Source organism: Clostridiales bacterium FE2011, assembly GCA_017569305.1.
In the GTDB taxonomy this organism is placed as follows: domain Bacteria; phylum Bacillota; class Clostridia; order Christensenellales; family Aristaeellaceae; genus Aristaeella.
Genome location: CP069418.1, coordinates 2144426 through 2167090, shown reverse-complemented (window position 1 = coordinate 2167090; position 22665 = coordinate 2144426). Strand labels below are relative to the sequence as shown.

Below are 22665 nucleotides of genomic sequence, written 5' to 3'. Positions count from 1 at the left end.
TGGGGACTGATGTGTACCCTCTTTACTGGACACCAGTAAGGAGGGTATTTTTATGCATTACAGTTATGAGTACAAGAGGAAATGCGTTGAGATGTACAGAGAGGGAAGGTGGCCAGAGACTCCCACAAGTATTAAAGATCCTAAAAACTTTCACAGGATGATTCTGCGATGGTTCCATGCAGAAGAAGCAAATGGGCCGGAGGTTCTCAAGCGCCGGGGGACTAATAAGGAATGGACTCCAGAAGAGAAATATGAGCTGGTTGCCAAGGTTATTGCAGGTTCATCAATCCTGTCAGTAGCTAATGAGGCAGGTATACACAACGGCTTACTTTCTCGCTGGGTTCGCAAATATAAGCTCGAGGGGTATAATGGTCTGGTAAACATGAGAAAAGGCCGACCATCAAAGGAGCCCCATATGAAGAAAATCAATTACAACAACCCTAGGAAACTCAATGAATCCGAGTATGAAGAGCTTGTGAGACTAAGGGCCGAAAACGCATACATTAAAGCAGAAATCGAAGTCATAAAAAAAGAGATCGCCTTGAGAGAAGAAAAAGAGGCTGCGCGACTCAAGGCGAAAAAGCAGCGATCATCAAAGAACTTAGAGAAGAAGGATACCAACTGAAGTATCTTCTTAAAGCGATGTGCCTTTCCAGATCCACGTACTATTACGAAGTTTCAAAAGAAGACGTGGTAGCGAAAAGGAACGAAGCAGTCGCATGTGTGATCAGGGAAATCTTTGAACACAACAAAGGTCGATATGGTGTTCGGAGAGTACACCACGAACTGATTAACAGAGGATATAAGGTAAACCACAAAAAAGTCCAGCGATTAATGCATTGCATGTACCTTAAAGGTAAACGTCCGAAAGAAAAGTACCATTCTTATCAGGGAGAAGTTGGAAAGGTGGCAGATAACCTCATTAACCGAGACTTCAGTACAACGAAACCTTTGCAAAAATGGACAACCGACGTCTCTCAATTCAGTTTCCCTTGGGGAAAGTGCTACCTCTCTCCAATTCTGGATATGCACACAAACGAGGTCATCTCTTACGATCTCTCACTCAGTCCAAACCTAGAACAGATTCGACGGATGCTGGAGAAAGGATTGAACAAATTTTCCTCACTTAATGGGTTGATCTTTCACTCTGACCAGGGATGGCAGTACCAACATGCTTATTTTAGAAATACAATTGAGAAGTGTGGCATTATTCAATCTATGTCCAGGAAGGGAAACTGCTATGACAACAGTATTATGGAGACATTCTTCGGACGACTAAAGAACGAGATGTTTTATGGATGCGAGAAAGACTACAAATCATATGAGGAGTTCTCCTCAGCCATGGCGAAGTACATTGACTACTACAACAATGAGCGCATCCAGGCAAAAACAAAATGGATGCCACCCGTAAAATACAGGATGGCATCCATGGGTTGAGCCTCGATCATAAATCAATGTGTCCAGGAAACTGGGTACATATCAGACAGTCCCCAGTGTCCACTTTTGTGTTGAATTCACCTCTCATTTGTGATAGGATAACGCAACCCAAATTTCGATGTTCCTGAAGGGAGGTCCGGTAACCATGGCAGCATACAAAACCACATCTCTCTATATCGAACGTCTGGATGATCTGTGTTGTCACAAGGCATGGAAAGCCGGAGACTATTCGGATTACAGGAACTGCTGTTGTTGTCGCCAATAATTTACGGTGATAATCGGCAAATCGGAATATAACTGGTCTTTCTGACTGATCATATATCTATAATTTCATAATGAGGTGAATGCAGAATGATTCGTGAGGCCACCATTCATGATGCTGCCCGGACTGCTGAGATCGATGTGATCAGCAGCCGGTATGCTTATCAGAATATCCTTTCGGAAGAACTCTTAAAAGACTTAACCGTGGAGAGCCGCGTCCCGGTCCACACCCGCTGGATCTCGGAAAAGCGGTTCGATATGTACGTGTACGAAGACCCCGATACCGGAATCGTCAAGGCCATGATGGGCATCGGCATGAATGAGGATGAGGATAAGGAAAACGCCTTTGAACTCCATTTCATTTATGTCGATCCTGCCTATGTAAGACAGGGCATTGGTTCCGAGATGATCCGGTTCTTTGAGGAAAAAGGCAAAGAAAAAGGCTGCAGGGAGTTTGTGATCTGGGTCCTGGAAGAAAACGAAATGGGCCGGAACTGCTATGAAAAGAACCACTACCATTTCGACGGCAGGGACAAGATCTTCAAGCGCTGGGGCAAGCGTGAAATCAGATACGTAAAAACCATCTGATACCCCTGATACAGCTGTATCCCGATTTGCCATTCACAGCCGCGCACCGGAAAACGGTGCGCGGCTTTTTGTTTCTGTTTGACTGTCAATCCATGCTTTGGTATGATCGTTCTAAACACAGAAATGCCGCGTTCACTTTTTCATCCCTTTCCCGACTGATGGAGGAAACATGAATAAACAGTGGTCTGACCTGAATAAGGAAATGCAGGCGCAAATCAAAAAAGAAGCCACCTGGCCGGAGGGGCTCCGGATGCTTGCCGGCCTGCGCGGTCAGCTCATGGATACTCTTTATGCGCTGAAAGAAGAGCTGACCAGGGAGGATTTCAACGCCATTCCCTTTATCAATTCTGACGGGTACCACAGCAAAACCATCGCCTACTCCATCTGGCATATTTTCCGGATTGAGGATATTGTGGCCCATACCCTGATTGCCGGGGATGACCAGGTTTTCTTCTCCGGAAATTATCAGCAGCGAATCCACTCCCCCATCATTACCACCGGCAATGAGCTTGTGAAAGAGCAGATCGCCGATTTTTCAAAACAGCTGGACCTGGATGAACTGTACGCCTATATCGCGGAAGTGAAAGCCGGTACAGAGAAGATCCTTGAGGATCTGCCGTACAGTATGCTGAAACAGAAGCCTTCGGAAGAAAGGAAAGAAATCCTGAAATCATTGAAAACCGTCAGCACGGATGAAGCGGCATACTGGCTGATTGACTACTGGTGCGGGAAGGATATCCGTGGGCTGATCCAGATGCCTTTTTCCCGGCACTGGATTATGCACATCGAGGCCGCCCTGCGGATCAGGGACAAAATACGGAGGGAGTAAACACATGGCTGAAAAAAAAGATTATGAAGCTTTATTCATGGAAATGCATCCTGGATTTTTTGAAAGGGAATACATCCGTTCCATAAACGAAGAGTGGAGCTATGAAGAGATGATCCTCCCGCTGGATGAATTTGATCCAAACGCGTATCAGAAAACATTTGACAGTGATATTTCATTTGGCATATTCCAGGGCAGCATGGATGAACTGCACGCGGCCGTGAACCAGGTGATCCCGGACTGGGTGAAACTGTATGACGGAAAAAGCAGGGTATACTGCGGGTTTGTCAATGGAAAGATCGCCAGCTTCTGTATGATTGAGGACATGGGCGAACACCTGCTGGAGGGACAGAAGATAAAGATCGGCGGTCCCGGATGTGTGGGAACCGTGCCTGAATACCGGAACAGGGGTCTCGGCCTGGTGATGGTCAGGGACGTAACCAGGATCCTGAAAGAAGAAGGATACGATCTCAGCTATATTCATTACACGGGAGTCGCCCCCTGGTATGCCAAGCTCGGCTACAAAACCATCCTGAAATGGAATAAGCACGGGATCCTGTAAAGCGGGTCGGGAGCAGGAGGAAACCTGATCGAAATCGGCTCCCGGAATAAGCCCTGCGCGGGAAAAGGCCTGTGGCCAGCGGAGAGCTTTTGAAACTTAAATTCCATGGAGGTACCGGCTGTGACACTCGCAATCATCTTCCAGGTGATCTTATGGATCTGGTTCCTGGGATGCACCATCACATACAAAATCGGAAAAAAGATTCTTGTGGGAGGCGTCGGCATAAAGAGCGCCGAGTTCTTCATGCTCTGCCTGTACACCCTTGGCATCATCGCTTTTCACTGCTTCCAGCCGGCCGGAAAGTGGATTCTCTTTGGCGTCCTGCTACTCTGGTTCGTCGTGCAGTTTATGTGCCACTGGTATTTCACGATCTTCGGCGCAAGCGAAAAGAAACTGCAGGGGTATAACGAGTGCTTCCGGGACAGCATCCGGATTATTCCCGCCAGTGATACAAGACTGATCCCGGATTTGTATCACACTGTTCTGCATATCCTGATCCTGGTCAACATTATCCTTTGCCTGATATAACGCAATGAGTGAACAGAAATACGCAAGCTGGAACCCCTGGCATGGCTGCACAAAGTATTCCGAAGGCTGCCGTTACTGCTATGTTTACCGGCAGGATGAAGCATACGGCAGTACGGTTTCGTCAGAGCAATGCCGCAAAACACAGAATTTCAACCTGCCGGTCAAAACGAAGCGTGACGGAACACCGAAGGTTGCGCCCGGTTCTCTCGTCATGACCTGCTTTACCTCGGATTTTCTGCTGAAAGACGCGGACGAATGGCGTGATGAATGCTGGGAAATGATAAAGCGCCGCAGTGACTGTATGTTTTACTTCTTCACAAAGCGCATCGAACGCTTTATGGAATGTATACCGCCTGACTGGGGAAACGGCTATGATAATGTGATCGTAGGCTGCACCTGTGAAAACCAGGACCGGGCGGATTTCCGCCTGCCGATCTTCGCAGGGCTTCCCATCAAATTCAAAACGATTATCCTCGGCCCCATGCTCGGCCCGGTCAATCTTGAAAAGTATCTTGACGGCAGCATCTGCGAAGTGGCCTGCTCAGGCGAATCCGGCATCAACGTGCGGCCCCTTGATTACAAATGGGTTCTGGACGTCCGCCGCCAGTGTATGAACAAAGGCGTCCCTTTCCAGTTCCACCAGACAGGAGCCTATTTGATCAAAGACGGCAAACTGCACCGGGTCCCCCGCCGCTTCCAGGTATCCCAGGCGCGCAAAGCAGGCATCGACTACAGAATCACGGATGGATTTGTACCGGATATTGAGGCACAGGATACTTTATAACAACTCAGGCGTGTGACCCGGGGACAAACACGGGAGTATACTACGTCAAAGCGCAAAATAAGTAGGGAAAGGTTTTTCAGGATGCATTACAATCCAGTCGGACGATCGGAAAAGGAGCAAAACGATGAACTGGATGACCGGATTACAAAAGGCAATTGATTATGTGGAAGAGCACATCCTTGAGGATGTGAACCTGGAGGAGGCTGCTGCGCAGAGCTTTTCTTCCAGCTATCATTTTCAGAGAGTGTTCAGCATCGTCTGCGACATGACCCTGGGGGAGTATATCCGAAACAGAAGGCTTTCCCTGGCGGGAGCGGACCTGGCACGGGGAGAAATGAAGGTCATCGACGCTGCCGTGAAATACGGTTATGACAATCCGGACAGTTTTGCAAGAGCTTTCCAGCGGTTTCACGGAGTCCTGCCCTCCCAGGTAAAAACAGGAGGCACACCTCTGCGGTCCTTTTCCAGAATCGTACTGAAAGTATCAATGGAAGGTGGTGCTTCTATGAACTACAGAATCGAAGAAAAGCCCGAAATGATCCTGACAGGACACAAGGAGCGGTTCCACGGAGAACCGTGGGGAGAGGAACGAGCCCGGCAGGAAGAAAACTGGTATGTCACAACGCGGGGAATTCAGTGGTTCCTGAGAGGCGTGGCGGGCGGCGGCGACATTTACCAGCTTGTGACAAACATTGATGGCGAAGGATATGATTTTTATTACTGCCATCAGCTGGATGAATGGGACAGGGAGCATCTTTTTGATCACACCGTTACGGGAGTGGATTTTGTGGAAGGCCTTGCTCTGGAAAATGTGGTCATTCCACAGTCCACATACCTGATCCTGGAAGCAAAAAGCGAAAAAAACACGATCAATGATTATTGCGATCTTCTGAAGCAGCGGGTACAGATCATCACAGAATGGATGCCTGAGATGGGCTTTCAGCTGAAGGACGCACCGGAGATTGTTGTAATGCACTGGGCGCCGAGAGCGGAGCGCTATATACAAATCTGGCTGCCAATTGAAAAAAGGTAATATCCGGCCCACGAAAAAAGGATCACCACGAAGGTGATCCTTATTCCGTGTGGTCTGTACTGGACTCAAGAACGTGACTGCAAGGACAGTCCGTTCTGTCATCGTCCGAACTCAAATCTATGTCCAGTGGACTCGAACCAGTGTTCCGTTCGTTCAATGGTCGCCTGAAGCCTTTGGAGCAGGCTTCATTCTTCCTTTCACGCCAACAAACTCAAGTCACTTGTCTTCGACACTCCCCACTGGGGAGACGTTTCCTTCGTTTGCCCCGTCGATGTGAACGATGTGCTCTGGCTATGTGGTCGAGTTTGCAACAAAAATATGAAGCCGTGTTCAAACCGCTGAAGCCTTTGATTTCAAATGAACTGGCGGTTTTCTTGTTTCACGGGCGGGTGTTCAGCCAAGGGGTGTTCAGGGGGTGTTCACGGTTTTATGAACACGGGGTGTTCAGGGTGTTCAGGGGGTGTTCACGGTCAGGGGTGTTCATCCTCTTTGTAGCTTTATCTTCCGATTTTCCTTACAAACAAGTGTCCCGACCAACTGGAACTTGTATCACAAAACCATCAACATTGTTCCGGCTCCAATCAGAATACACCCTATCATTGACTTAAGGGTCAATTCTTCATGCAGAAAAACAAACGCCAGTATCAGCGTAATGACAACGGACAACTTATCAATCGGAACGACTTTGGAAGCTTCTCCCATCTGCAAAGCCTTGTAATAGCAAAGCCATGAGGCACCAGTAGCAAGGCCGGACAGGATCAGGAAAAACCAGCTTTTCTGGCTGATGTCTTTTATTCCGGTTTGCTGATGCGTAATCAATACCATTCCCCATGCCATGAGAACGACAACCATCGTACGGATCGCAGTAGCCAGATTCGATCCGACACCTTCTATTCCTATCTTCGCCAGTATTGATGTCAACGCAGCAAAAACAGCGGAACCAAGTGCCAGCAAAAACCACATAATGATACTCCTCCCAATCCCGATTTTCCGGAGCAATATGATCATGGCGTTATTCGCTCATGATCAGTTCGGCGATTTGGTCAACAGTCAACCCACTGGTGTCGATGACCTCTTTCATGGATGAAAAGTACTGCAGCGAAGCCAGACTGATTTCAAGCCATTGATCCTGTCTTATCCGATGACAGCATCCCCGGCAGTATACTCTTCGAGGGAATTCTCCCGAACCTGAATACAGGCCCAGCTGACAGGTGAATCGGCGGCGGCGCTGAACTGCCGCTTCACTGCGGGCGCTACCCTGATCACATCTCCGGCGGCAAAATCAACTTTTTCGCCGTCGAGTACAGCGCTGCCCTTGCCGGACAGGATGATGTAGATTTCCTCATTCTTCTTATGGGCGTGTACGAAAGGCACACCAGCGCCTGCGGGAAGGTTGTTGATGCTGATCTCCGCGCCGGTCAGTCCCAGTACGTCGTGCAGTTCGGTTCTCGGGTCCTGCTTTGCGTTCCACTTGCTGAAGTTTGCCATGTCAGTTTTCCTCCTTCTTATTTCGAACTCCCGTATTCTGGGAGCCTCGAACCTCTTCATGATAGAAGTAGTCCACGATGGTCGGATGCCCCTGCGGTACGCGCTCGTAGGGCGTTTCATTATCCACGAAGCGGCAGCCGTATCTGTGAGCCATCTCTTCGGCTTTCTTTTCGAGGGCTTCAAAATAGCCGCGATTCCGCTTTCCGTAGATCTCCTCATACAGCGGCATCAGATGCGGATACTTCGCCGCGATATAGTCCATGATCGTCTTCTTGAATCCGCCGCGCAGGTTCAGGTTCTCCAGCCAGACCAGGTCGCACTGATCCTTCGCCCGTTCGAAGATCGCCTCAATGTCCGTGATCCCGGGAAATACCGGCGAAATGAAGCATACCGTCCGGATGCCCGCGTCGTAGACCTGCTTCATAGCCGCGAGACGTCTTTCGATGCTGACCGCCGCGTCCATATCGTTTTTGAATTTTTCATCCAGCGTGTTCACTGACCATGAAACCGTCAGCCGGTTCCGCTTGTTGATCTCCGTCAGCAGATCCATATCCCGCAGGACGAGATCGGATTTGGTGCAGATCAGGATATCCGCGCCGCTGTCCTTCAGCTGTTCCAGAAGAAGGCGGGTCTTTCCGAACTTCTCCTCCAACGGGTTATATCCGTCGGTCACCGTGCCGACGATCACCTTCTGCCCGGCATATTTCTGCGGATTGGTGATGGCGGGCCATTCCTTCACATCCATGAAGGTGCCCCAATCCTCGGTATGCCCGGTAAACCGCTTCATAAAGCTGGCATAGCAGTATTTGCAGGCATGGGGACAGCCCACATACGGGTTGACCGAATACCCGCCCAGCGGCCCATTCGACTTGGTCATGATGCTCTTCGTCTGGACAAATCCTACTTTGATTTCCGGCTGCTCCATGTTCTCTGCTCCTCCAATACATGATTGAATGCTCCCGGCAGTTCCTGGATCATCTGTTCTTCACCCATGATGGGAACGAGATCCTCTTTCCAGAAAACGGGGATGTGACCGTTATGCGCCTGCTCTGTCAGGGAACAAGCCCATGCGGGCTCGGTGTGAATCTTCCGGCTCTGCGCTCCGGTCATGGTGCCGACGACGATCCAGTCGATACCGGACAGATCTACCGTGCCCGGATCATCGAAGAGCGGCTCGAAGGTTACGTGATAATGTCCGGCTTTTACATTTTTCCGCAGCGCGTCGATGCGCCAGAGCTCTGCTTTTCGGGTAACTGTGACGCCAAACCAGGCATTGTCCAGGTCGGTGCTGAAATCCAGCAGGTCGGGACGCTTGCTGAGGAAGAGGAACTGGTGCTGGGGGTTCTCGCGGATCTTCGTAAAGACCGCCTCACGCCATTCCGGTTTCCAACCCGCCAGGTCGCTCATGCCCGTCAGCAGGAAGTTCTGCGGGCGGGGCTTGTCCATCAATCGCAGCTTGCCCGGAAAGAACTCCGGCTGTGAGAAATCATCGATCATGTGATAACGCTTCACATTGTTTCGCGCGTAGCAGTACGGACAGCCCACCGTACAACCGATCACCAGGTTCATGTTCTGGATCAGATCCTTGATGCATACGCTCATGACTTTAGCTTCTCCTCCAGATTCCGCTGTATCCGCTGCAGGTATTCCTCAAACTGCCGGACTTCATCATCCGTGAAATCCTGATAATATAGCGCCCCCATCTGGTCGGAAACGGCGTCATAGTCGGCCTTCAGCGCTCTGGCTTTATCGGTCAGGAACAACAGGGTCTTCCGCTTGTCCCGGCTGTCAGGCTCTCTGCGGAGCAGGCCCTGGCGTTCCATGCGCTCCAGCATTGTGGTCAGGGATGTGATGGCAAGACCGCATGTTTCAGAGATTGTTTTGATCGGCACGCCGTCCTGCTGCCAGAGGACATACAGGATCCGTCCCTGTGCGCCGTTGAAGGCGTCAACGCCTTTTTCGGCCAGCACTTTTTCAAAGATACGGTCACCCAGCTGCTTGATCTTTGTGACCAGAAAACCGCCGTTCGTTACCATGAAAACAACTCCTACATAGTAGTACTTTGAAATTGTACCATATAGGAGTTTTTCTGTCAATGAGAAATTGCAAGGAGTGATATGAACATGAGGAATCCCTTGTTGATGTTGATGACTGCGTAGCGCTTGACCTTGATCCGGCTCCGAATCAGCATGAAGCAGTGCATCGGCGTGGTAGCCTGAGGTAGAAATAAAATAGCCCACGGGGAGCAGCAGAAAACTCCCCGCGGGATTTTTGTCGGTATCCGTCATTCCGTTTACATCTACGAAAACCGAAAATGACGGTATGACTGCCAATAGAGCTACGCGAAAATCGCGTAGCCATGTTGACGGAGCAAACCGTTTACATCATGAAAAAACGCTCTTGCGGGGAGGATTTGAACGCCCCGGGGGAGAAGACAAAAAAGAAGAAAGTCCCTGATTTCTCAAGGACTTTCTTGGGTTGGTGGTCGCAACAGGACTCGAACCTGTGTTCCGTTCGTTCAATGGTCGCCTGAAGCCTTTGGAGCAGGCTTCATTCTTCCTTTCACGCCAACAAACTCAAGTCACTTGTCTTCGACACTCCCCACTGGGGAGACGTTTCCTTCGTTTGCCCCGTCGATGTGAACGATGTGCTCTACCGACTGAGCCATGCCACCGTGTATATAAATTATGATGGCTATGCAACATATAGTATGACGTTCAAGTCCAAGGCGAAGGTTGGGTTAATGACAGCAGCGAAAGTTTTCTGTCAAAAATCCAGAGGATATGTTAAAATTGGGATCGGTAGCCAGTATGGGCTTGCCAAAATATCTTTTGAAATTATTGACTAAGGCCAATTGGGATTTATTAGGGGGAAAAACGATGGACAAAGAATGGGAAAGACTATATGAGGAAGCTATGAGTGTTTTGAATCCTCATGATGTTTCGAATAAAATGTGGGTAGGAAGTGTGGCATCTGCCGTGCTCACAAAAAAGGGAAATATTTACAAAGGAATATGTATAGATACTGATGGCTCTATAGGAATGTGTGCTGAAAGAAATGCTCTATCAACAATGCTTACATATGGAGAAAGTGAAATTACAAAAGTGGTTTCAGTATATAAAGATGGCAACATTATTCCGTCTTGTGGTATTTGCAGAGAATTTATGATGCATTTAGGCGGCGATGTGGAAAACATTGAAATCCTATTGGATAAAGAAGGACGCACAGAAAGATTGATTGAATTAATGCCAGAATATCCACGGCATAAATAAAGATTCCAGTTGGTCGGGATACTTGTTTGTAAGGAATTTCGGAAGTTATGCGGACTAACGGTCATTGGTTGATGTGAACGAGTCGCCTTACAAGGGTATGCAGTTTTCAGGTGATCTGCGTACCCTTTTTGCGTACCCCTCTGACAAAAAAGTGCGTACTCCTGACTTCGAAAAGTGCGTACCCTAGAGGGGTACGCAAAAAAAACCGGTAGGCGTTGATCTTGAACGCCCACCGGATTCGTGGTGGTGACAGTTGGACTCGAACCAGTATTCCGTTCGTTCAATGGTCGCCTGAAGCCCTTGGGGCAGGCTTCATTCTCCCTTTCACGCTAACAAACTCAGGGCACTTGCCTTCGGCACTCCCCACTGGGGAGACGTTTCCTTCGTTTGCCCCGTCGATGTGAACGATGTGCTCTACCCGCATATTCAAATCATCAAACTTTTGATATGCAAAAGATTCCCTTACCCTCTTGAAATATGAGACTTTTCATTTTCAGGAGAGGTATGTAGGTGTGTGTATATTAAAGACGATCATATTATACTAGCGAAAAACTTAGTTGATAATTGAAAAAGAAGATTTGATTATGATAATATAGACCAAACAAAAAATGCTCGATCCGATAATTACTTTTAAATCAAACCGATTCACGAAATCACATTCTCAGCATCATAAATAAATGGGAGATATCCTGATCACAATATATGTCAGAACACATGCTAAAACCCGATGTGTGAATAAGACTTTTCATCACAAAGGAGTTTATATACAATACCCCTCAACCAGAAACTTTTCCATTACTACCATATTATGCTATTAAAGAAAAAAGCCTGGTTGCCCTTTCCTCACACATAAAAGACTTTGAATTTGCAGAAACGGAGTAAAACAATGGGTAAGTTTTATGATGACACTTCTGATTTCGATACAGACATGTCTGACATTTCTTCCTGTTCTGAGTACACAGATATTGAAGACACTTCTTCAGGTAATATAGATGACTGGGAAACAATACTTGATGAGAATACTGACAGTATAGACGGGAATACCTCGTCCATAATGGAAGATGATTTTTCAGAAGACATTGATTCAGGTACACTCCCTGAGCTTGAGTTTGAAGAAGCTGAATACATTGAAATAGAGGAATCCTTATCAGATTCGAATGGTGCTTCAAAATACTTGAAAGAAAAAAACCACATGGAAGATACTTTGTTTGATATCGAAGGCACAGAGGACTTTTACGATTTAACGGAAGATAGTATTGAAGATCTTGATAATGATATTCCTATATTATTAGATGAAAATATTTATACAGAATATAATCTTGATTTAAGTTCGGAGCAGAAACTCGAAGATATAAAAATCACTGATACAGAAGAGCATCCATTTGATCCTGATGAAGATATAATAGATGAATTGCCCGACATCCTGAATGAGATAGTCGAATCATGTCCTGAATTCGAGAATATCGATAGTTCCGAAACAGGAGATTATGCAGAAGTTACAGATGCTGAGGTTGGAGATATCAAAAACATTAATACAGATTCTACAGAATCTTACAATGCAGACACAAACAAATCTGACAGTGAGCCGAAAAAAGCGGACAATAACACAGAATATGATATTCCAAATTCTGAGCATCCTTTTGGGAATGCAAGCAATTCAGATGCCAATAATGCTTCTGAAGCAAACAGTACAGAATCTTCCGAAAAGAAAACAGCTGAGCTTGTCAAAGATATAGTCGACCAAAATGTTACCGCATCCGTCTTGCCAAAATCACATGGTCATTGGGAAGGAGAAAAGGGAAACAGCAAATGGATCCCGGATGCTAACAGCACGGTAACCTGGCAAAAAGGAGGAAAAATACATACAGTAACCTATCAAGATATTATTGACAAATATAATATCGAAGATGGAATCGAATATTATAACAAAGAGCCTGATTTTTCCAAGTATGAGGATTCATTTATACAGCATGTTGAACTGGATTCATTCTCAGACAAAAGAGACGGATCAAACGGTACATATACCAAAGCAGCTTCTGCAGCAGCTCAGCGGCTGAGCAAAGAAACAGGAGAAGTGTGGTCAACGCAACGTGTTCAGAAATACATGCAAGATCATAACCTGACGTGGCACGAATGTGGCGACCGAAAAACCGTTCGGGCCATTCCAACCGAAATCAATGCGGCTTTCAAACACACCGGTGGCATCAGTGTGAAAAAATCTTTGAATGCGATGGCAAAAGTATCGGATGAAGAATTCGGCCTAAGCAAAGGATACACTCTAGTGAGAAACGGACCGCTTGATAACGCACATATTAACAAAGACGAACTGGATGCCGCCATTAAAGCTCGGCAAGACTCTTTCCGAAAAGCAAAACAGCGAAAATAAAAGTCACAAATTTCCAATTCTCCTATTTATGTATGAAAACAAACAGGGCGATACACTCCAAGCAGGCAGTATCATTGACTCAGAATATATATAGTCCTCGGCGGCTTTCCCCCGTCGATGTTTCACATCCCGGGTCTGCTGGTTCTGAGATCGCCACAGGCGATACGAAAAAAGGATCACCACGAAGGTGATCCTTATTCCGTGTGGTCTGTACTGGACTCGAACCAGTGACCCCATCGATGTGAACGATGTGCTCTACCAACTGAGCCAACAGACCATAACCGGGAACGAAAGGCATTATATCACGCCCTTTGTTTCCGGTCAAGGAAAAAATGACCAAAGGCTCATCGAAATAACTGTTTCTTTGTTTCAGATAGATCGATAGGTTCATTAGTTTTGCTTTTATCTATTATTGGCTTATTCCAATTCTTCTATTACGTTCATCAATAGCTTGTTCAATCTGTTTGATGATTTGCAAAGTGCTTTCAGAGTCATCATTATTGACAGATTTGGATAAGTCATCAATAAGAATACTAATGTTGTTCTCAATTGTACGAACAGAAGAGCTGGATTTTGATGGACTTGAATGTATTAAATCATATAGCTTTTCAATTGCTTTGTTTGTTGATTTGTCATTTGTTTTTCCAATCAGCATTGTAATTCTCGAAGAACAATCCTTCACAAAGAATACTTCTTGTTCATGCCTTTTAATGCTTTCAGCACTTTTTTCGTTGACTATTAAATGTGATAAAAAAAGCGTGGCAAATATACCGGTAATAACAAGATGAATAATCAAGGACCACTGATACGATGTTGGTTTGAATATAATAATCACTATGCCAAATAATAACTCAACAAAAAAGTAAATTGAGGCAATCGTATATAAAGAGAATCCAAATACAGAGGAACTTGAGCTCTTCACAACAAAGAGGGGTACAATAAGTAGTAATATATATGACAAGTGAATAAAAGAATATGCAATCCAAACAGAAGTGGGAGGGTTATTCTCTATTACCAGGAAAAAAACAGCATTAAATACAACTAGAAAAACCGCCGACAATATAATACTTTGAATCTTTTTTTTCTCCATTTTTATCCCCTCATTTCCCGAAGAATATCAGCTTTGGTAGCATCATATTCTGCTTGATCAATCAACCCCTCATCAAGCATAGTTTTTAATTCACGCAATTTTGTTACTCTGTCGCTTGATGAAGCAGAACTCTGTACGGACGTTTGGGATGTAGCTGATTGATTCTGGGAAACCTGTCCAAATCTTCCAGACGTAGGTTGTTGATATGGTTGCGGTGTCTGAGGTGCAAACCCGTTATATGCCGGAGCAAATACTTGCTGAGCTATTGCACCAAATGCTCCTGCTGCGCCTATTCCCATTCCCAGACCCGCTCCTGCTGCAGCCGTCCCTCCCGCGCCAGGATTATTAGCCATATCTCGAAGAATTTCAGCGCCTTTTACTCTTCCCCAATCTGTTCCAAGTATTTCTAAACCCACTTTATCGCCAGTATACCCTCTTTGACGCGCAATCAGTTCCATCTGCGACTGATCGATGACATCATATTTTGTTGTATCTATATCCAGCCCGGCCAATGAGAATTTAACACATTTCAAACCATAGTCATCCAGAGCTTCATCAATATATGGTTCAATTTTATCAGACAGCTCATCTATGTAAGCATCAATACCTATTAATTCCTGATCTAAACTGTTCAAAAACTTGGATATGCCAGTTTTGATTTTACCTTGAAACTCGGTAGAAAAATATTTATAAAGATCCTCCTGAAGCTGATAAGGCACATTATTTCCTACAAGCTTTTCGAGAAACTTTGCAGGATTAATAATCCGTACTTTATAAGCCCCCCGAACTTTTGCGTCTGTCCGAACACCCCAAACCTTATCTCGAACCTGTATTGGACTATCTGTTCCCCATCTAATTTCCTGGCTATCTGCTTTCCGGACAAAGTAAACAACACAGTTAAACGTGCTAATTCCACCAGTAAAGGCATTTCTCAGTCTGCTGATAAACGGATAGTTTTCAGTTGATAACTTATATGTGCCATTTTGAAACACCTGCTCCACAGTCCCACCTTTAATAAAGATGGCTTCTTCACCAGGCATAACAATGACGGTTGAATTTGTGTTGAAGTCTTCCTCCGGCTGACGCCAAATCAACAATTCACCGGGGCCCGTATTCTTTATAACGTCAGCCCAATGCTTCTTTCCACCAGTGTAAGCCACTTCATTGGGATTTTTCTTGAACAAAGCCATTATTCTTCCTCCAATCGTCCATCATTATGATAAGTGCGTTTAAGTAAATATGTTTCAATCATTTTCTTTTCACTGACAGCCTGTTTTAGAGCTTTAAGAAATTGCTCTCTTGTACAAGCATATTCAGAAGGAACAGGAATAGTACCAAACAGATCACGATAGGCAACATTAAATGGTCTACATAACTGACCAAATTCAATTGAGTTCATTATTCATATCCTCCTTTAACTAATCCCATAGAATTTTTTAAATTGATTATATGTTGTTGGATAATATCGTTCAAGGAATCCATTGCTAATCCTATTATCTGAGCATAGAATTGCTCCCATATTAGCATATGTTTCCGCCTCTCTATTATTCGGTATCGCCCAATATTCATCTTGATGAGTGTATCTCGGGACACCTTCATCAAGAAATCGCTCAGCCATTTCAGGATCATTTTTGAAAACTCCATTCATAATATCCGAGACATTACGATCATATGCCGCACCTGTGTTAAATGCATCATCAAGCATCTCGTTATATCGCATACGTCCTTCTGGCGTATTTCTATCCATCTGGTTTAAATCACTTGCTATGGCATTAACAAACTCAGAGGATCTTGATTCCCAACCCCTTTCATGGTCCAAGAAATGGCTTAATTCATGAGGTACTATTTCTGCATATTCATCATTATCAAGTCTTTCATCCATCCTGACTTGTTTATCATCAGGAGAGTAATAACAACCATCTTTTACTATTCGGCCATATTCATCTTGTGAATACCCTGTGTCTTCAATAGGTTTTAAATCTGAAGCACAATCATTAAGTGCATCAACTATCTCATGCGGGGCATTTCTATATGCCATATCAATTGCATTTTGCCGGTCCTGCGGAATATCGTGTAATATTTCGTCACATAAATCTGATGCCCTGGGAGCATCAAAATGATCAGAAACTTCTTTTTCATCCGGCTTATATGCATCCACATCCGAAGTCTCATACAATGAATCAATGGAAGCATCATTAAACTTGTCTCCAGCAAACGGAACATCCTTCAGTGTATCCCATTTTGAAGTATCATCTACATCTATAAACTCTTTCCCAAAATTTTCCCATCTTTCACGATACTGGTTATCTACAGGAGGTTTTTCGCCTACTGTTTCCAGACTGTTTGTATCTTTCTTTTCCGGGACAGTTTCGTAATTGTTTGTTTCCGAATGTGAGCCTGCATAATGTTCCGTTTCAGCGTCCTCGGGAATTGCATCAGAGACTGTATCTTCCATTTCAGGTTCTGCATTATCTGTAGGCTCATCAGTCAGATCATCCATCTGTTCTGTTTCAGCGTCCTCGAGAATTGCATCAGAGACTGTATCTTCCATGTCCGTCTCTGCATTATCTACAGGCTCATCAGTCAGATCATCCATCTGTTCTGTTTCTGCGTCCTCGGGAATGTTATCAGAGACTGTATCTTCCATTTCAGGCTCTGCATTATCTGCAGGCTCATCAGTCTGATCATCCATCTGTTCTGTTTCTGCGTCCTCGGGAATTGCATCAGAGACTGTATCTTCCATTTCAGGCTCTGCATTATCTGCAGGCTCATCAGTCAGATCATCCATCTGTTCTGTTTCTGCGTCCTCGGGAATTGCATCAGAGACTGTATCTTCCATTTCAGGCTCTGCATTATCTGCAGGCTCATCAGTCAGATCATCCATCTGTTCTATTTCAGCGTCCTCGAGAATGTTATCAGAGACTGCATCTTCCACGTCCGGCTCTGCATTATCTGCAGGCTCATCAGTCAGATCATCCATCTGTTCTGTTTCTGCGTCCTCGGGAATTGCATCAGAGACTGTATCTTCCATTTCAGGCTCTGCATTATCTGCAGGCTCATCAGTCAGATCATCCATCTGTTCTGTTTCTGCGTCCTCGGGAATTGCATCAGAGACTGTATCTTCCATGTCCGGTTCCGCAACATCTACGGGTTCTTCAGCCAAATCATCCATTTGTTCCATCTCTATGTCTTCAGGAATATCTTCAAAATCCTCTTTTATTGTTTCATCATAATCATCTTCTGATACCAATTCATAATTTTCATCAGGGATATCTTCGATAATGTCTTCCGGTAAAACGTCTGTAGAAACACTCTCCACCGATTCTTCAACATCTTCAGCAATATCATCTATCGGCTCATCAACACTATCATCATCTGATAAATCAATACTGTCTTCCGGCATTTCTTCAAAAGATTCTGCATCAGTATCGCTTATGTCTTCGGAAAAATCACTACTAGACGTATCAGAAACATCAGATGAAGTGTCAATTGAATCTAAACCAACTTCATACTCACTCATCTGTCGATGCTCCTTTTTCAGTTATATCTTCTTCGCTAATAGTTGTATCTTCTTTTATAGTAGTGTCTTCATCGGAAGTCTTTACAATTACTCTGCACATAAAATCATCTATCATTTCAAACAGCATCGTTACTCCAACAATTCTGAAAAGAACTGAATCAGTCAGCTGGAAGATAAATGGTAGACATGCCATAATAAGAATAAAAGAACCAAAAATTAGAAACATGTACCAAGGTTTAAACTTCTGCCTTTGTAAATCGATGGCACACTGAAACCTTACTGAACTCATGATTGCCATTACTGAAGCAAAAACGACAATGACTGTTTTCATCGATAAAAAATACGCAAGGCAGAATATGGCAACCGCTTCGATTGCGAGTAAACCTTTCAGTAAGAATCGACCATTCTTTGCAATCTTTGGTTCCGATACGAAATAACAAACAATATGTATAATGCCATATAAAAGTACAAAGATAAGCAAAGATACCACTATGCTAAACAATGCTTGTTCGGACCATATAGTCAGTACAAGACCTAAAACGAGGCAAACCAATGTATAGATATATCCCTGACGAATAAAATTCTTACCAAATGTTTGAAGTTTCTCTTTCATTTCCAAACATCTCCATTTCACAAGGAGTTATTGCTTGTTGAGCGAAGAATTAACTGTTTGGGGCGAAATCTTTATTTGGGTTCCATAGATTAATTTCCGCCAAAGATGTACTTTTACACATGCTTTTAGTTCAGGAGTAAACTCTTCATCATTAAGTTCGGCTTTTATTAGAGCTGACAGCTTTATCATTATTTGCCGAACGATTTCAATATCATTAGATTGAGAATTGCAATAATGTGTATAGATTCGGCGTGCCACTTCTCTTGCGAGAATTCGTCGTTCATAACAGCATTGGTTTTTGCAGCATAGAATATGATTGCATTCAGGATATGGTCGTAGCATCTCTTTTCTGCAATTCCAATATGTTGAGAGTTTTCTAATGCTTTCATCTGAAAGAGAGATGCTAATATTATGCTCCAGACGATAATCGGGAGTTATAATTTCTTCTGGTTCTTCCAAGCGTCCAAAGAATGTGAATGCTTCACCAGGCTTGAGCTTTGCCAATCGTTGCAACTGATTATCACTTAATCCTGTACTATCAGCAATTATCTGTTTGTCAATGGCCTCTACCAACCTAAACGCCATTTTAATGTCCGTCAAAGCTACAACATCCGTTGATACTTTGCGTGGAGATTGATCCGCAATAATAAGACTGACCCCATAAGATCTGCATTCTGCCAACATTCTTTTGATCAAGCCTTGTGCAATTGCACTGGGATTAGCCTCACCTTGTGAACTATTCTGGTTTGAATCAAGCAACACATGTGCTTCCTCAAGTAAAATGACATTTTTCAAATCACCTTCGCCCACATAATTGCTATTCACATATGCAAGAATTGAGAGTAAAAGGATCGCAATAACCAATGCTTTTTCATCAGAGTTTTCGATCGCAGCAAGTTCTATTACTGTTGGCTTAGATAATAGATCTTCCACAGGAATAGTCGAATAGTTATCAAAAAGATTAATCATACTATTCAATCTGACCACACCAGCTCGACCAATATTGCGAGCATCGCCGGTGTATCCTATAGATTCAAATGTTTGTTGGAAGCATCTAATAAAATCATGGATATTGAATACTTGGCCTTTATTGTCTGTTGTATAAGAATCAAGCCAGCGGAAATCAGAATAGCAATTATTGACTGTCTCCTCGAATATTTTATCCAACGGTGTTGACATAGAAACAGCTGCGGAAAAAGCTGTTTTTAGTGTGGATTTATATGTTTCCAGGCGAACGTTTTTAGGCGGAACAAATGGATTAAAAACAAAAGGAGATATAAAGTTCTTTCCAGGTGTAAAGACTTGGAGATCCGGGATACTTTGGATCAATGCACGATACTCGTTTTTTGCCGGTTCAATTACAAGGAAAGGAATATTATGATCTTTCCATAGCCTGTCGAGAAGGCTGACTGAGAAAGTGGTCTTTCCCGAACCAGGTGTTCCCACAACAAGCATGTGCTTTGTCAAGTCTTTTAAGGAAATACCGATAGTATCTGATTTTGTTGAAGAGCGTAGTTTGCCTAAAGTGATATCTCCTGTGTTTATAATACGATCGCCATATGTTTTACTTGTTTTCTCAGCTTCATTAATATGCAAACCAGCCGAAACTCTTTCAGAACCAATTGGTAGCCTAAATAATTCAGCAGCTTCTTCGCTGGTGATTATATTCGGTAGACGATAAAAAGATGGGGAGACGTTATCAGCAGACCATATATATTGGGATCTCCCCTGATTTATTAAATATTCGTTAGCTATCCATGGAAGAGCAGAAAGTGATTGATCTTTGTTGAGGTTATCATTATACAACTTGATAATTTCCAGATTTGCACTTGTTTCATTCGAAGAAGATAATTGCCCCAGAAGGCGATTTGCTATATTTGTTGCTGCCAATTCTGTTCCGAAAACAAGAATATTATAGCAAAAAAGAGGGGCTCGTTTATTATCCGCATAGTATTTATATACTTGTGATGACTTTTCAGCAAGAGTAAAACTAACATTACCCACTCCACGATCAGCTATTCCCCTGTGAAGCATTTCAAGCATTTGTGTTGTTCTATCTATCTCTGCTGCCTCTGCACTATTTAGTCCTGTCGGAATTAACTGAACGGACACAGCACTATTCGGATACTCTGAAAGCACATTAACGAGTCTGCCCAGATCCTCATGTGTTGACGGAAGCCTGTCGTATGAGTAGCAATAAGGAAGAATTTGATTCTGTAAATTGTCTAGTCGCTCTTCCTTTGCAATTGCATGGATTGCAGTATCATCAACTTTTGATACAATCTGTTCAAGTTCAGAATACTCTATTTCTTTCCAATCGTATTTTTGTCCAGAAAGGATAGACTTAAACAATGAGCATTCATTCTGTATTATTTTTATAGCAGTTTGCTCATCTTTGTCTAATGCTCTAAAAACTATATATATATGGATTGCAGCTTTATACGGTTGATTGTTCACAGGAGTTGTTATCCAAAGAAGTTCCAGTGCCAACTCCTTATACTGTTGTGTATTTCCCGTTTCAAATGGATTTCTGTATAGTTGGAATACTTCATTAAGCAAGGACATTATTTCCCTCTTATATTGTTCATTAACCTTGCTTTCTGATAATTGAGAATCGATAATGGATAAATGAGGTACTGCAGTTATCTCGATAGCACTTACCGCTATTGTTTCGTTACTTGGTAATTTAGATAAATAAACCATATTCGCCATTGTCGATATCCTCCAACCATAAAGTATGCCCGTGTGAACCAACTTTGCCACAGAAGCAATTCACACGGGCATAAAACTCACATTGACTTCTTTTGTCTGAGAAGTGAACGCATTGCATTGATAGATCTCTGAGCGTTATTCACATCTCGCAGAGAAACCTGCAACGCTGTCCCACCAGCAGTAGTCAGTTTAAAGGTTTCATACTCAACGTTCTGCTCCAGGACCTTTTCAACCTCACTAGAAGTAGAAACAGCAACAATGTCCCTATAGAAATATACATCAGTCGATTCAAAATGCTTATCAGTTATTGTGTCAAAATTGTAAGTATAACAATGAACCTCGTTCTGGGAGAAGAACAACTGCACACATTCATACTTATTTGTTCTAAACAGTCCATCCTTGCCCTTTTTAAGTTCAGTGGCTCCTCTATAAACATAGCCATCAAAGGAAATAGGCTCTATTTCACTAACTTCTTCTTCATCAATTCCGAGTTTACTAAGAGCTTTTTCTCTGAGATTATTAAGAGACTTAAGAACTTCTCCATCATATTGCTCATCTGTCGGAATCGCTTCTATTTCCTTCTGGATTTTATCTTTTTTTTCCTGGATCTGACTCTTTTGGTGGATAATGTAATATACACCCAAGGCAATCAAGCCCAGTCCGAGAATAGTGCCCCCAAAGCTTTTCACAGCAAGCAATAAAATCAAACCAATTCCACCCATAATGAGAGATGGCTTATAATTAAGCGTCTCATCCACATGGTCATCGACTACTTTGAAGTAATGCTTTGTCAATTCGTAATTCATGGCCGTTCTCCTTTATACTTTTTTTGCTGTGTGTGGCCACAGCATAAGTTACTAAATTAGAATATAGGCTCGGCTACATTTAATATTCCAAACAATTGAATCCTATCATTCTGTGAAATGCCATATGAAGCAGCCATTGCCAAGCAATCTCGGTAGTTTGGTGTTGTATTCAAGTACTTTCTTTCAAAGAAATCATACTTTATATAAGCCAAAAAATAATAGTATATACCTTTGGGCTCAATCATATTCGCTGCATTTATGTAATCAATGGCTTTATCAATATCAGTTCTTGATGCCAAAAATGCCTTTTTACCTTTTAGTAAGCAAATTGCCGCATAAAAATATATTTCCGAATCGTCAAAACTATCTTTTATTGCTTTTTCAAATGCAAAACAGGCATTATCATAAAGATGAAGCTTAAGATAACAAAAAGCTATCGATTTGTTTAATTCGGTATTATCTGGGTTTGCTGATAAAGCCGAGCGATACGCGTTCGCATATTTGTTTACTAACGGCAGTGGCATATCATATACACTTGTAAACGTTGAAACAACCACTGGCTGATGACACCATCCACATTCTTTTTGATCTGTTCGGACAGGACTATTACAATTGGGGCACCGAAGATCAACAGCTGTATGTCCCAAGCGACCATCTCCTTGTTAAAGCTAAGGCCGGAGCAAAATATATAAAACGAACTCTTATGGTTTGTAATTATACCCCCAAATGCCTCAAATAACAATGTTTTTTTAGTGTATA

General features: G+C 43.6%; 22 protein-coding genes, 1 tRNA gene and 1 pseudogene. 10 read left to right on the top strand and 14 right to left on the bottom strand.

What is annotated here, in order from left to right:
* Window positions 1–52 precede the first annotated feature (52 nt).
* The 8 genes and pseudogenes from JRC49_09765 (at window position 53) to JRC49_09730 (ending at window position 6019) form a co-directional block, all read left to right on the top strand.
* Window positions 53–625, top strand: a complete 573-nt coding sequence (locus tag JRC49_09765) for a helix-turn-helix domain-containing protein (protein QTE70087.1) — start codon at window positions 53–55, stop codon at window positions 623–625.
* Window positions 529–1437: pseudogene (locus JRC49_09760) on the top strand (IS3 family transposase). The gene JRC49_09765 and the pseudogene JRC49_09760 overlap by 97 nt, the downstream one beginning before the upstream one ends.
* Window positions 1438–1788: 351 nt before the next feature.
* A complete protein-coding gene (locus JRC49_09755) occupies window positions 1789–2286 on the top strand; it encodes a GNAT family N-acetyltransferase (GenBank protein QTE70086.1) in 498 nt (165 codons plus the stop codon).
* A gap of 169 nt (window positions 2287–2455) precedes the next feature.
* Window positions 2456–3115 carry a phage head-tail adapter protein gene (locus tag JRC49_09750; GenBank protein QTE70085.1) on the top strand — a complete coding sequence of 220 codons (660 nt, stop codon included), beginning with the start codon at window positions 2456–2458 and terminating at the stop codon, window positions 3113–3115.
* Window positions 3116–3119: 4 nt separating this feature from the next.
* Window positions 3120–3674 carry a GNAT family N-acetyltransferase gene (locus tag JRC49_09745; protein QTE70084.1) on the top strand — a complete coding sequence of 185 codons (555 nt, stop codon included), beginning with the start codon at window positions 3120–3122 and terminating at the stop codon, window positions 3672–3674.
* Between the two features lie 105 nt (window positions 3675–3779).
* Window positions 3780–4202: a hypothetical protein gene (locus tag JRC49_09740; protein QTE70083.1), complete on the top strand. Its 423-nt coding sequence runs from the start codon at window positions 3780–3782 to the stop codon at window positions 4200–4202.
* A gap of 4 nt (window positions 4203–4206) precedes the next feature.
* Window positions 4207–4986 (top strand): DUF5131 family protein, encoded by a 780-nt coding sequence (locus tag JRC49_09735; GenBank protein QTE70082.1) that lies wholly within the window; start codon window positions 4207–4209, stop codon window positions 4984–4986.
* Between the two features lie 124 nt (window positions 4987–5110).
* Complete coding sequence (locus JRC49_09730) at window positions 5111–6019, top strand: AraC family transcriptional regulator (GenBank protein QTE70081.1); 909 nt, start codon at window positions 5111–5113, stop codon at window positions 6017–6019.
* A gap of 549 nt (window positions 6020–6568) precedes the next feature.
* Here the strand turns inward: JRC49_09730 and JRC49_09725 are convergent.
* From JRC49_09725 to JRC49_09705, 5 genes are all read right to left on the bottom strand, one after another.
* Window positions 6569–6982 carry an EamA family transporter gene (locus JRC49_09725; protein QTE70080.1) on the bottom strand — a complete coding sequence of 138 codons (414 nt, stop codon included), beginning with the start codon at window positions 6980–6982 and terminating at the stop codon, window positions 6569–6571.
* A 171-nt stretch (window positions 6983–7153) separates the two neighbouring features.
* On the bottom strand, window positions 7154–7507 hold the full coding sequence (locus tag JRC49_09720) for a cupin domain-containing protein (GenBank protein ID QTE70079.1): 354 nt from the start codon (window positions 7505–7507) through the stop codon (window positions 7154–7156).
* 1 nt (window position 7508) lies between these two features.
* Window positions 7509–8432, bottom strand: coding sequence for a radical SAM mobile pair protein B (locus JRC49_09715; protein ID QTE70078.1), 924 nt, complete (start codon window positions 8430–8432; stop codon window positions 7509–7511).
* A complete protein-coding gene (locus tag JRC49_09710) occupies window positions 8408–9109 on the bottom strand; it encodes a radical SAM mobile pair protein A (protein ID QTE70077.1) in 702 nt (233 codons plus the stop codon). Before JRC49_09710 ends, JRC49_09715 begins: the two co-directional genes overlap by 25 nt.
* Window positions 9106–9543, bottom strand: coding sequence for a radical SAM mobile pair system MarR family transcriptional regulator (locus JRC49_09705; GenBank protein ID QTE70076.1), 438 nt, complete (start codon window positions 9541–9543; stop codon window positions 9106–9108). Before JRC49_09705 ends, JRC49_09710 begins: the two co-directional genes overlap by 4 nt.
* An 843-nt stretch (window positions 9544–10386) precedes the next feature.
* Here JRC49_09705 and JRC49_09700 point away from each other — a divergent pair.
* On the top strand, window positions 10387–10779 hold the full coding sequence (locus JRC49_09700; protein ID QTE72859.1) for a cytidine deaminase: 393 nt from the start codon (window positions 10387–10389) through the stop codon (window positions 10777–10779).
* An 886-nt stretch (window positions 10780–11665) separates the two neighbouring features.
* The gene (locus JRC49_09695) at window positions 11666–13165 is read left to right on the top strand and encodes an HNH endonuclease (GenBank protein ID QTE70075.1); all 1500 of its coding nucleotides are present in this window, start codon (window positions 11666–11668) and stop codon (window positions 13163–13165) included.
* A gap of 204 nt (window positions 13166–13369) precedes the next feature.
* On the opposite strand, the gene JRC49_09690 is transcribed toward JRC49_09695, so the two are convergent.
* From JRC49_09690 to JRC49_09650, 9 genes are all read right to left on the bottom strand, one after another.
* A tRNA-Val gene (locus JRC49_09690) sits at window positions 13370–13442 on the bottom strand.
* 132 nt (window positions 13443–13574) lie between these two features.
* A complete protein-coding gene (locus tag JRC49_09685) occupies window positions 13575–14255 on the bottom strand; it encodes a hypothetical protein (GenBank protein QTE70074.1) in 681 nt (226 codons plus the stop codon).
* Window positions 14256–14257: 2 nt separating this feature from the next.
* The gene (locus JRC49_09680; GenBank protein ID QTE72858.1) at window positions 14258–15445 is read right to left on the bottom strand and encodes an SPFH domain-containing protein; all 1188 of its coding nucleotides are present in this window, start codon (window positions 15443–15445) and stop codon (window positions 14258–14260) included.
* Entirely contained in the window at window positions 15445–15654 is a 210-nt protein-coding gene (locus JRC49_09675; GenBank protein ID QTE70073.1) for a hypothetical protein, read from the bottom strand. The genes JRC49_09680 and JRC49_09675 overlap by 1 nt, the downstream gene beginning before the upstream one ends.
* A 15-nt stretch (window positions 15655–15669) precedes the next feature.
* Window positions 15670–17775, bottom strand: a complete 2106-nt coding sequence (locus tag JRC49_09670) for a hypothetical protein (protein ID QTE70072.1) — start codon at window positions 17773–17775, stop codon at window positions 15670–15672.
* Complete coding sequence (locus JRC49_09665) at window positions 17768–18388, bottom strand: hypothetical protein (GenBank protein ID QTE70071.1); 621 nt, start codon at window positions 18386–18388, stop codon at window positions 17768–17770. Before JRC49_09665 ends, JRC49_09670 begins: the two co-directional genes overlap by 8 nt.
* A gap of 27 nt (window positions 18389–18415) precedes the next feature.
* A complete protein-coding gene (locus JRC49_09660; protein ID QTE70070.1) occupies window positions 18416–21100 on the bottom strand; it encodes an ATP-binding protein in 2685 nt (894 codons plus the stop codon).
* A gap of 77 nt (window positions 21101–21177) precedes the next feature.
* Window positions 21178–21906: a hypothetical protein gene (locus JRC49_09655; GenBank protein ID QTE70069.1), complete on the bottom strand. Its 729-nt coding sequence runs from the start codon at window positions 21904–21906 to the stop codon at window positions 21178–21180.
* A 56-nt stretch (window positions 21907–21962) separates the two neighbouring features.
* Entirely contained in the window at window positions 21963–22553 is a 591-nt protein-coding gene (locus JRC49_09650) for a hypothetical protein (protein ID QTE70068.1), read from the bottom strand.
* Between the last annotated feature and the right edge of the window lie 112 nt (window positions 22554–22665).

Excerpts from the sequence above, each read along its gene's own strand:
- JRC49_09745 (QTE70084.1), top strand. The coding sequence starts at position 3,120 with ATGGCTGAAAAAAAAGATTATGAAGCTTTATTCATGGAAATGCATCCT.
- JRC49_09670 (QTE70072.1), bottom strand. The coding sequence starts at position 17,775 with ATGAGTGAGTATGAAGTTGGTTTAGATTCAATTGACACTTCATCTGAT.
- JRC49_09725 (QTE70080.1), bottom strand. The coding sequence starts at position 6,982 with ATGTGGTTTTTGCTGGCACTTGGTTCCGCTGTTTTTGCTGCGTTGACA.
- JRC49_09735 (QTE70082.1), top strand. The coding sequence starts at position 4,207 with ATGAGTGAACAGAAATACGCAAGCTGGAACCCCTGGCATGGCTGCACA.
- JRC49_09700 (QTE72859.1), top strand. The coding sequence starts at position 10,387 with ATGGACAAAGAATGGGAAAGACTATATGAGGAAGCTATGAGTGTTTTG.
- JRC49_09655 (QTE70069.1), bottom strand. The coding sequence starts at position 21,906 with ATGAATTACGAATTGACAAAGCATTACTTCAAAGTAGTCGATGACCAT.
- JRC49_09685 (QTE70074.1), bottom strand. The coding sequence starts at position 14,255 with ATGGAGAAAAAAAAGATTCAAAGTATTATATTGTCGGCGGTTTTTCTA.
- JRC49_09740 (QTE70083.1), top strand. The coding sequence starts at position 3,780 with ATGGAGGTACCGGCTGTGACACTCGCAATCATCTTCCAGGTGATCTTA.
- JRC49_09750 (QTE70085.1), top strand. The coding sequence starts at position 2,456 with ATGAATAAACAGTGGTCTGACCTGAATAAGGAAATGCAGGCGCAAATC.
- JRC49_09715 (QTE70078.1), bottom strand. The coding sequence starts at position 8,432 with ATGGAGCAGCCGGAAATCAAAGTAGGATTTGTCCAGACGAAGAGCATC.
- JRC49_09680 (QTE72858.1), bottom strand. The coding sequence starts at position 15,445 with ATGGCTTTGTTCAAGAAAAATCCCAATGAAGTGGCTTACACTGGTGGA.
- JRC49_09710 (QTE70077.1), bottom strand. The coding sequence starts at position 9,109 with ATGAGCGTATGCATCAAGGATCTGATCCAGAACATGAACCTGGTGATC.
- JRC49_09675 (QTE70073.1), bottom strand. The coding sequence starts at position 15,654 with ATGAACTCAATTGAATTTGGTCAGTTATGTAGACCATTTAATGTTGCC.
- JRC49_09660 (QTE70070.1), bottom strand. The coding sequence starts at position 21,100 with ATGGCGAATATGGTTTATTTATCTAAATTACCAAGTAACGAAACAATA.
- JRC49_09730 (QTE70081.1), top strand. The coding sequence starts at position 5,111 with ATGAACTGGATGACCGGATTACAAAAGGCAATTGATTATGTGGAAGAG.
- JRC49_09720 (QTE70079.1), bottom strand. The coding sequence starts at position 7,507 with ATGGCAAACTTCAGCAAGTGGAACGCAAAGCAGGACCCGAGAACCGAA.
- JRC49_09765 (QTE70087.1), top strand. The coding sequence starts at position 53 with ATGCATTACAGTTATGAGTACAAGAGGAAATGCGTTGAGATGTACAGA.
- JRC49_09665 (QTE70071.1), bottom strand. The coding sequence starts at position 18,388 with ATGAAAGAGAAACTTCAAACATTTGGTAAGAATTTTATTCGTCAGGGA.
- JRC49_09695 (QTE70075.1), top strand. The coding sequence starts at position 11,666 with ATGGGTAAGTTTTATGATGACACTTCTGATTTCGATACAGACATGTCT.
- JRC49_09705 (QTE70076.1), bottom strand. The coding sequence starts at position 9,543 with ATGGTAACGAACGGCGGTTTTCTGGTCACAAAGATCAAGCAGCTGGGT.
- JRC49_09755 (QTE70086.1), top strand. The coding sequence starts at position 1,789 with ATGATTCGTGAGGCCACCATTCATGATGCTGCCCGGACTGCTGAGATC.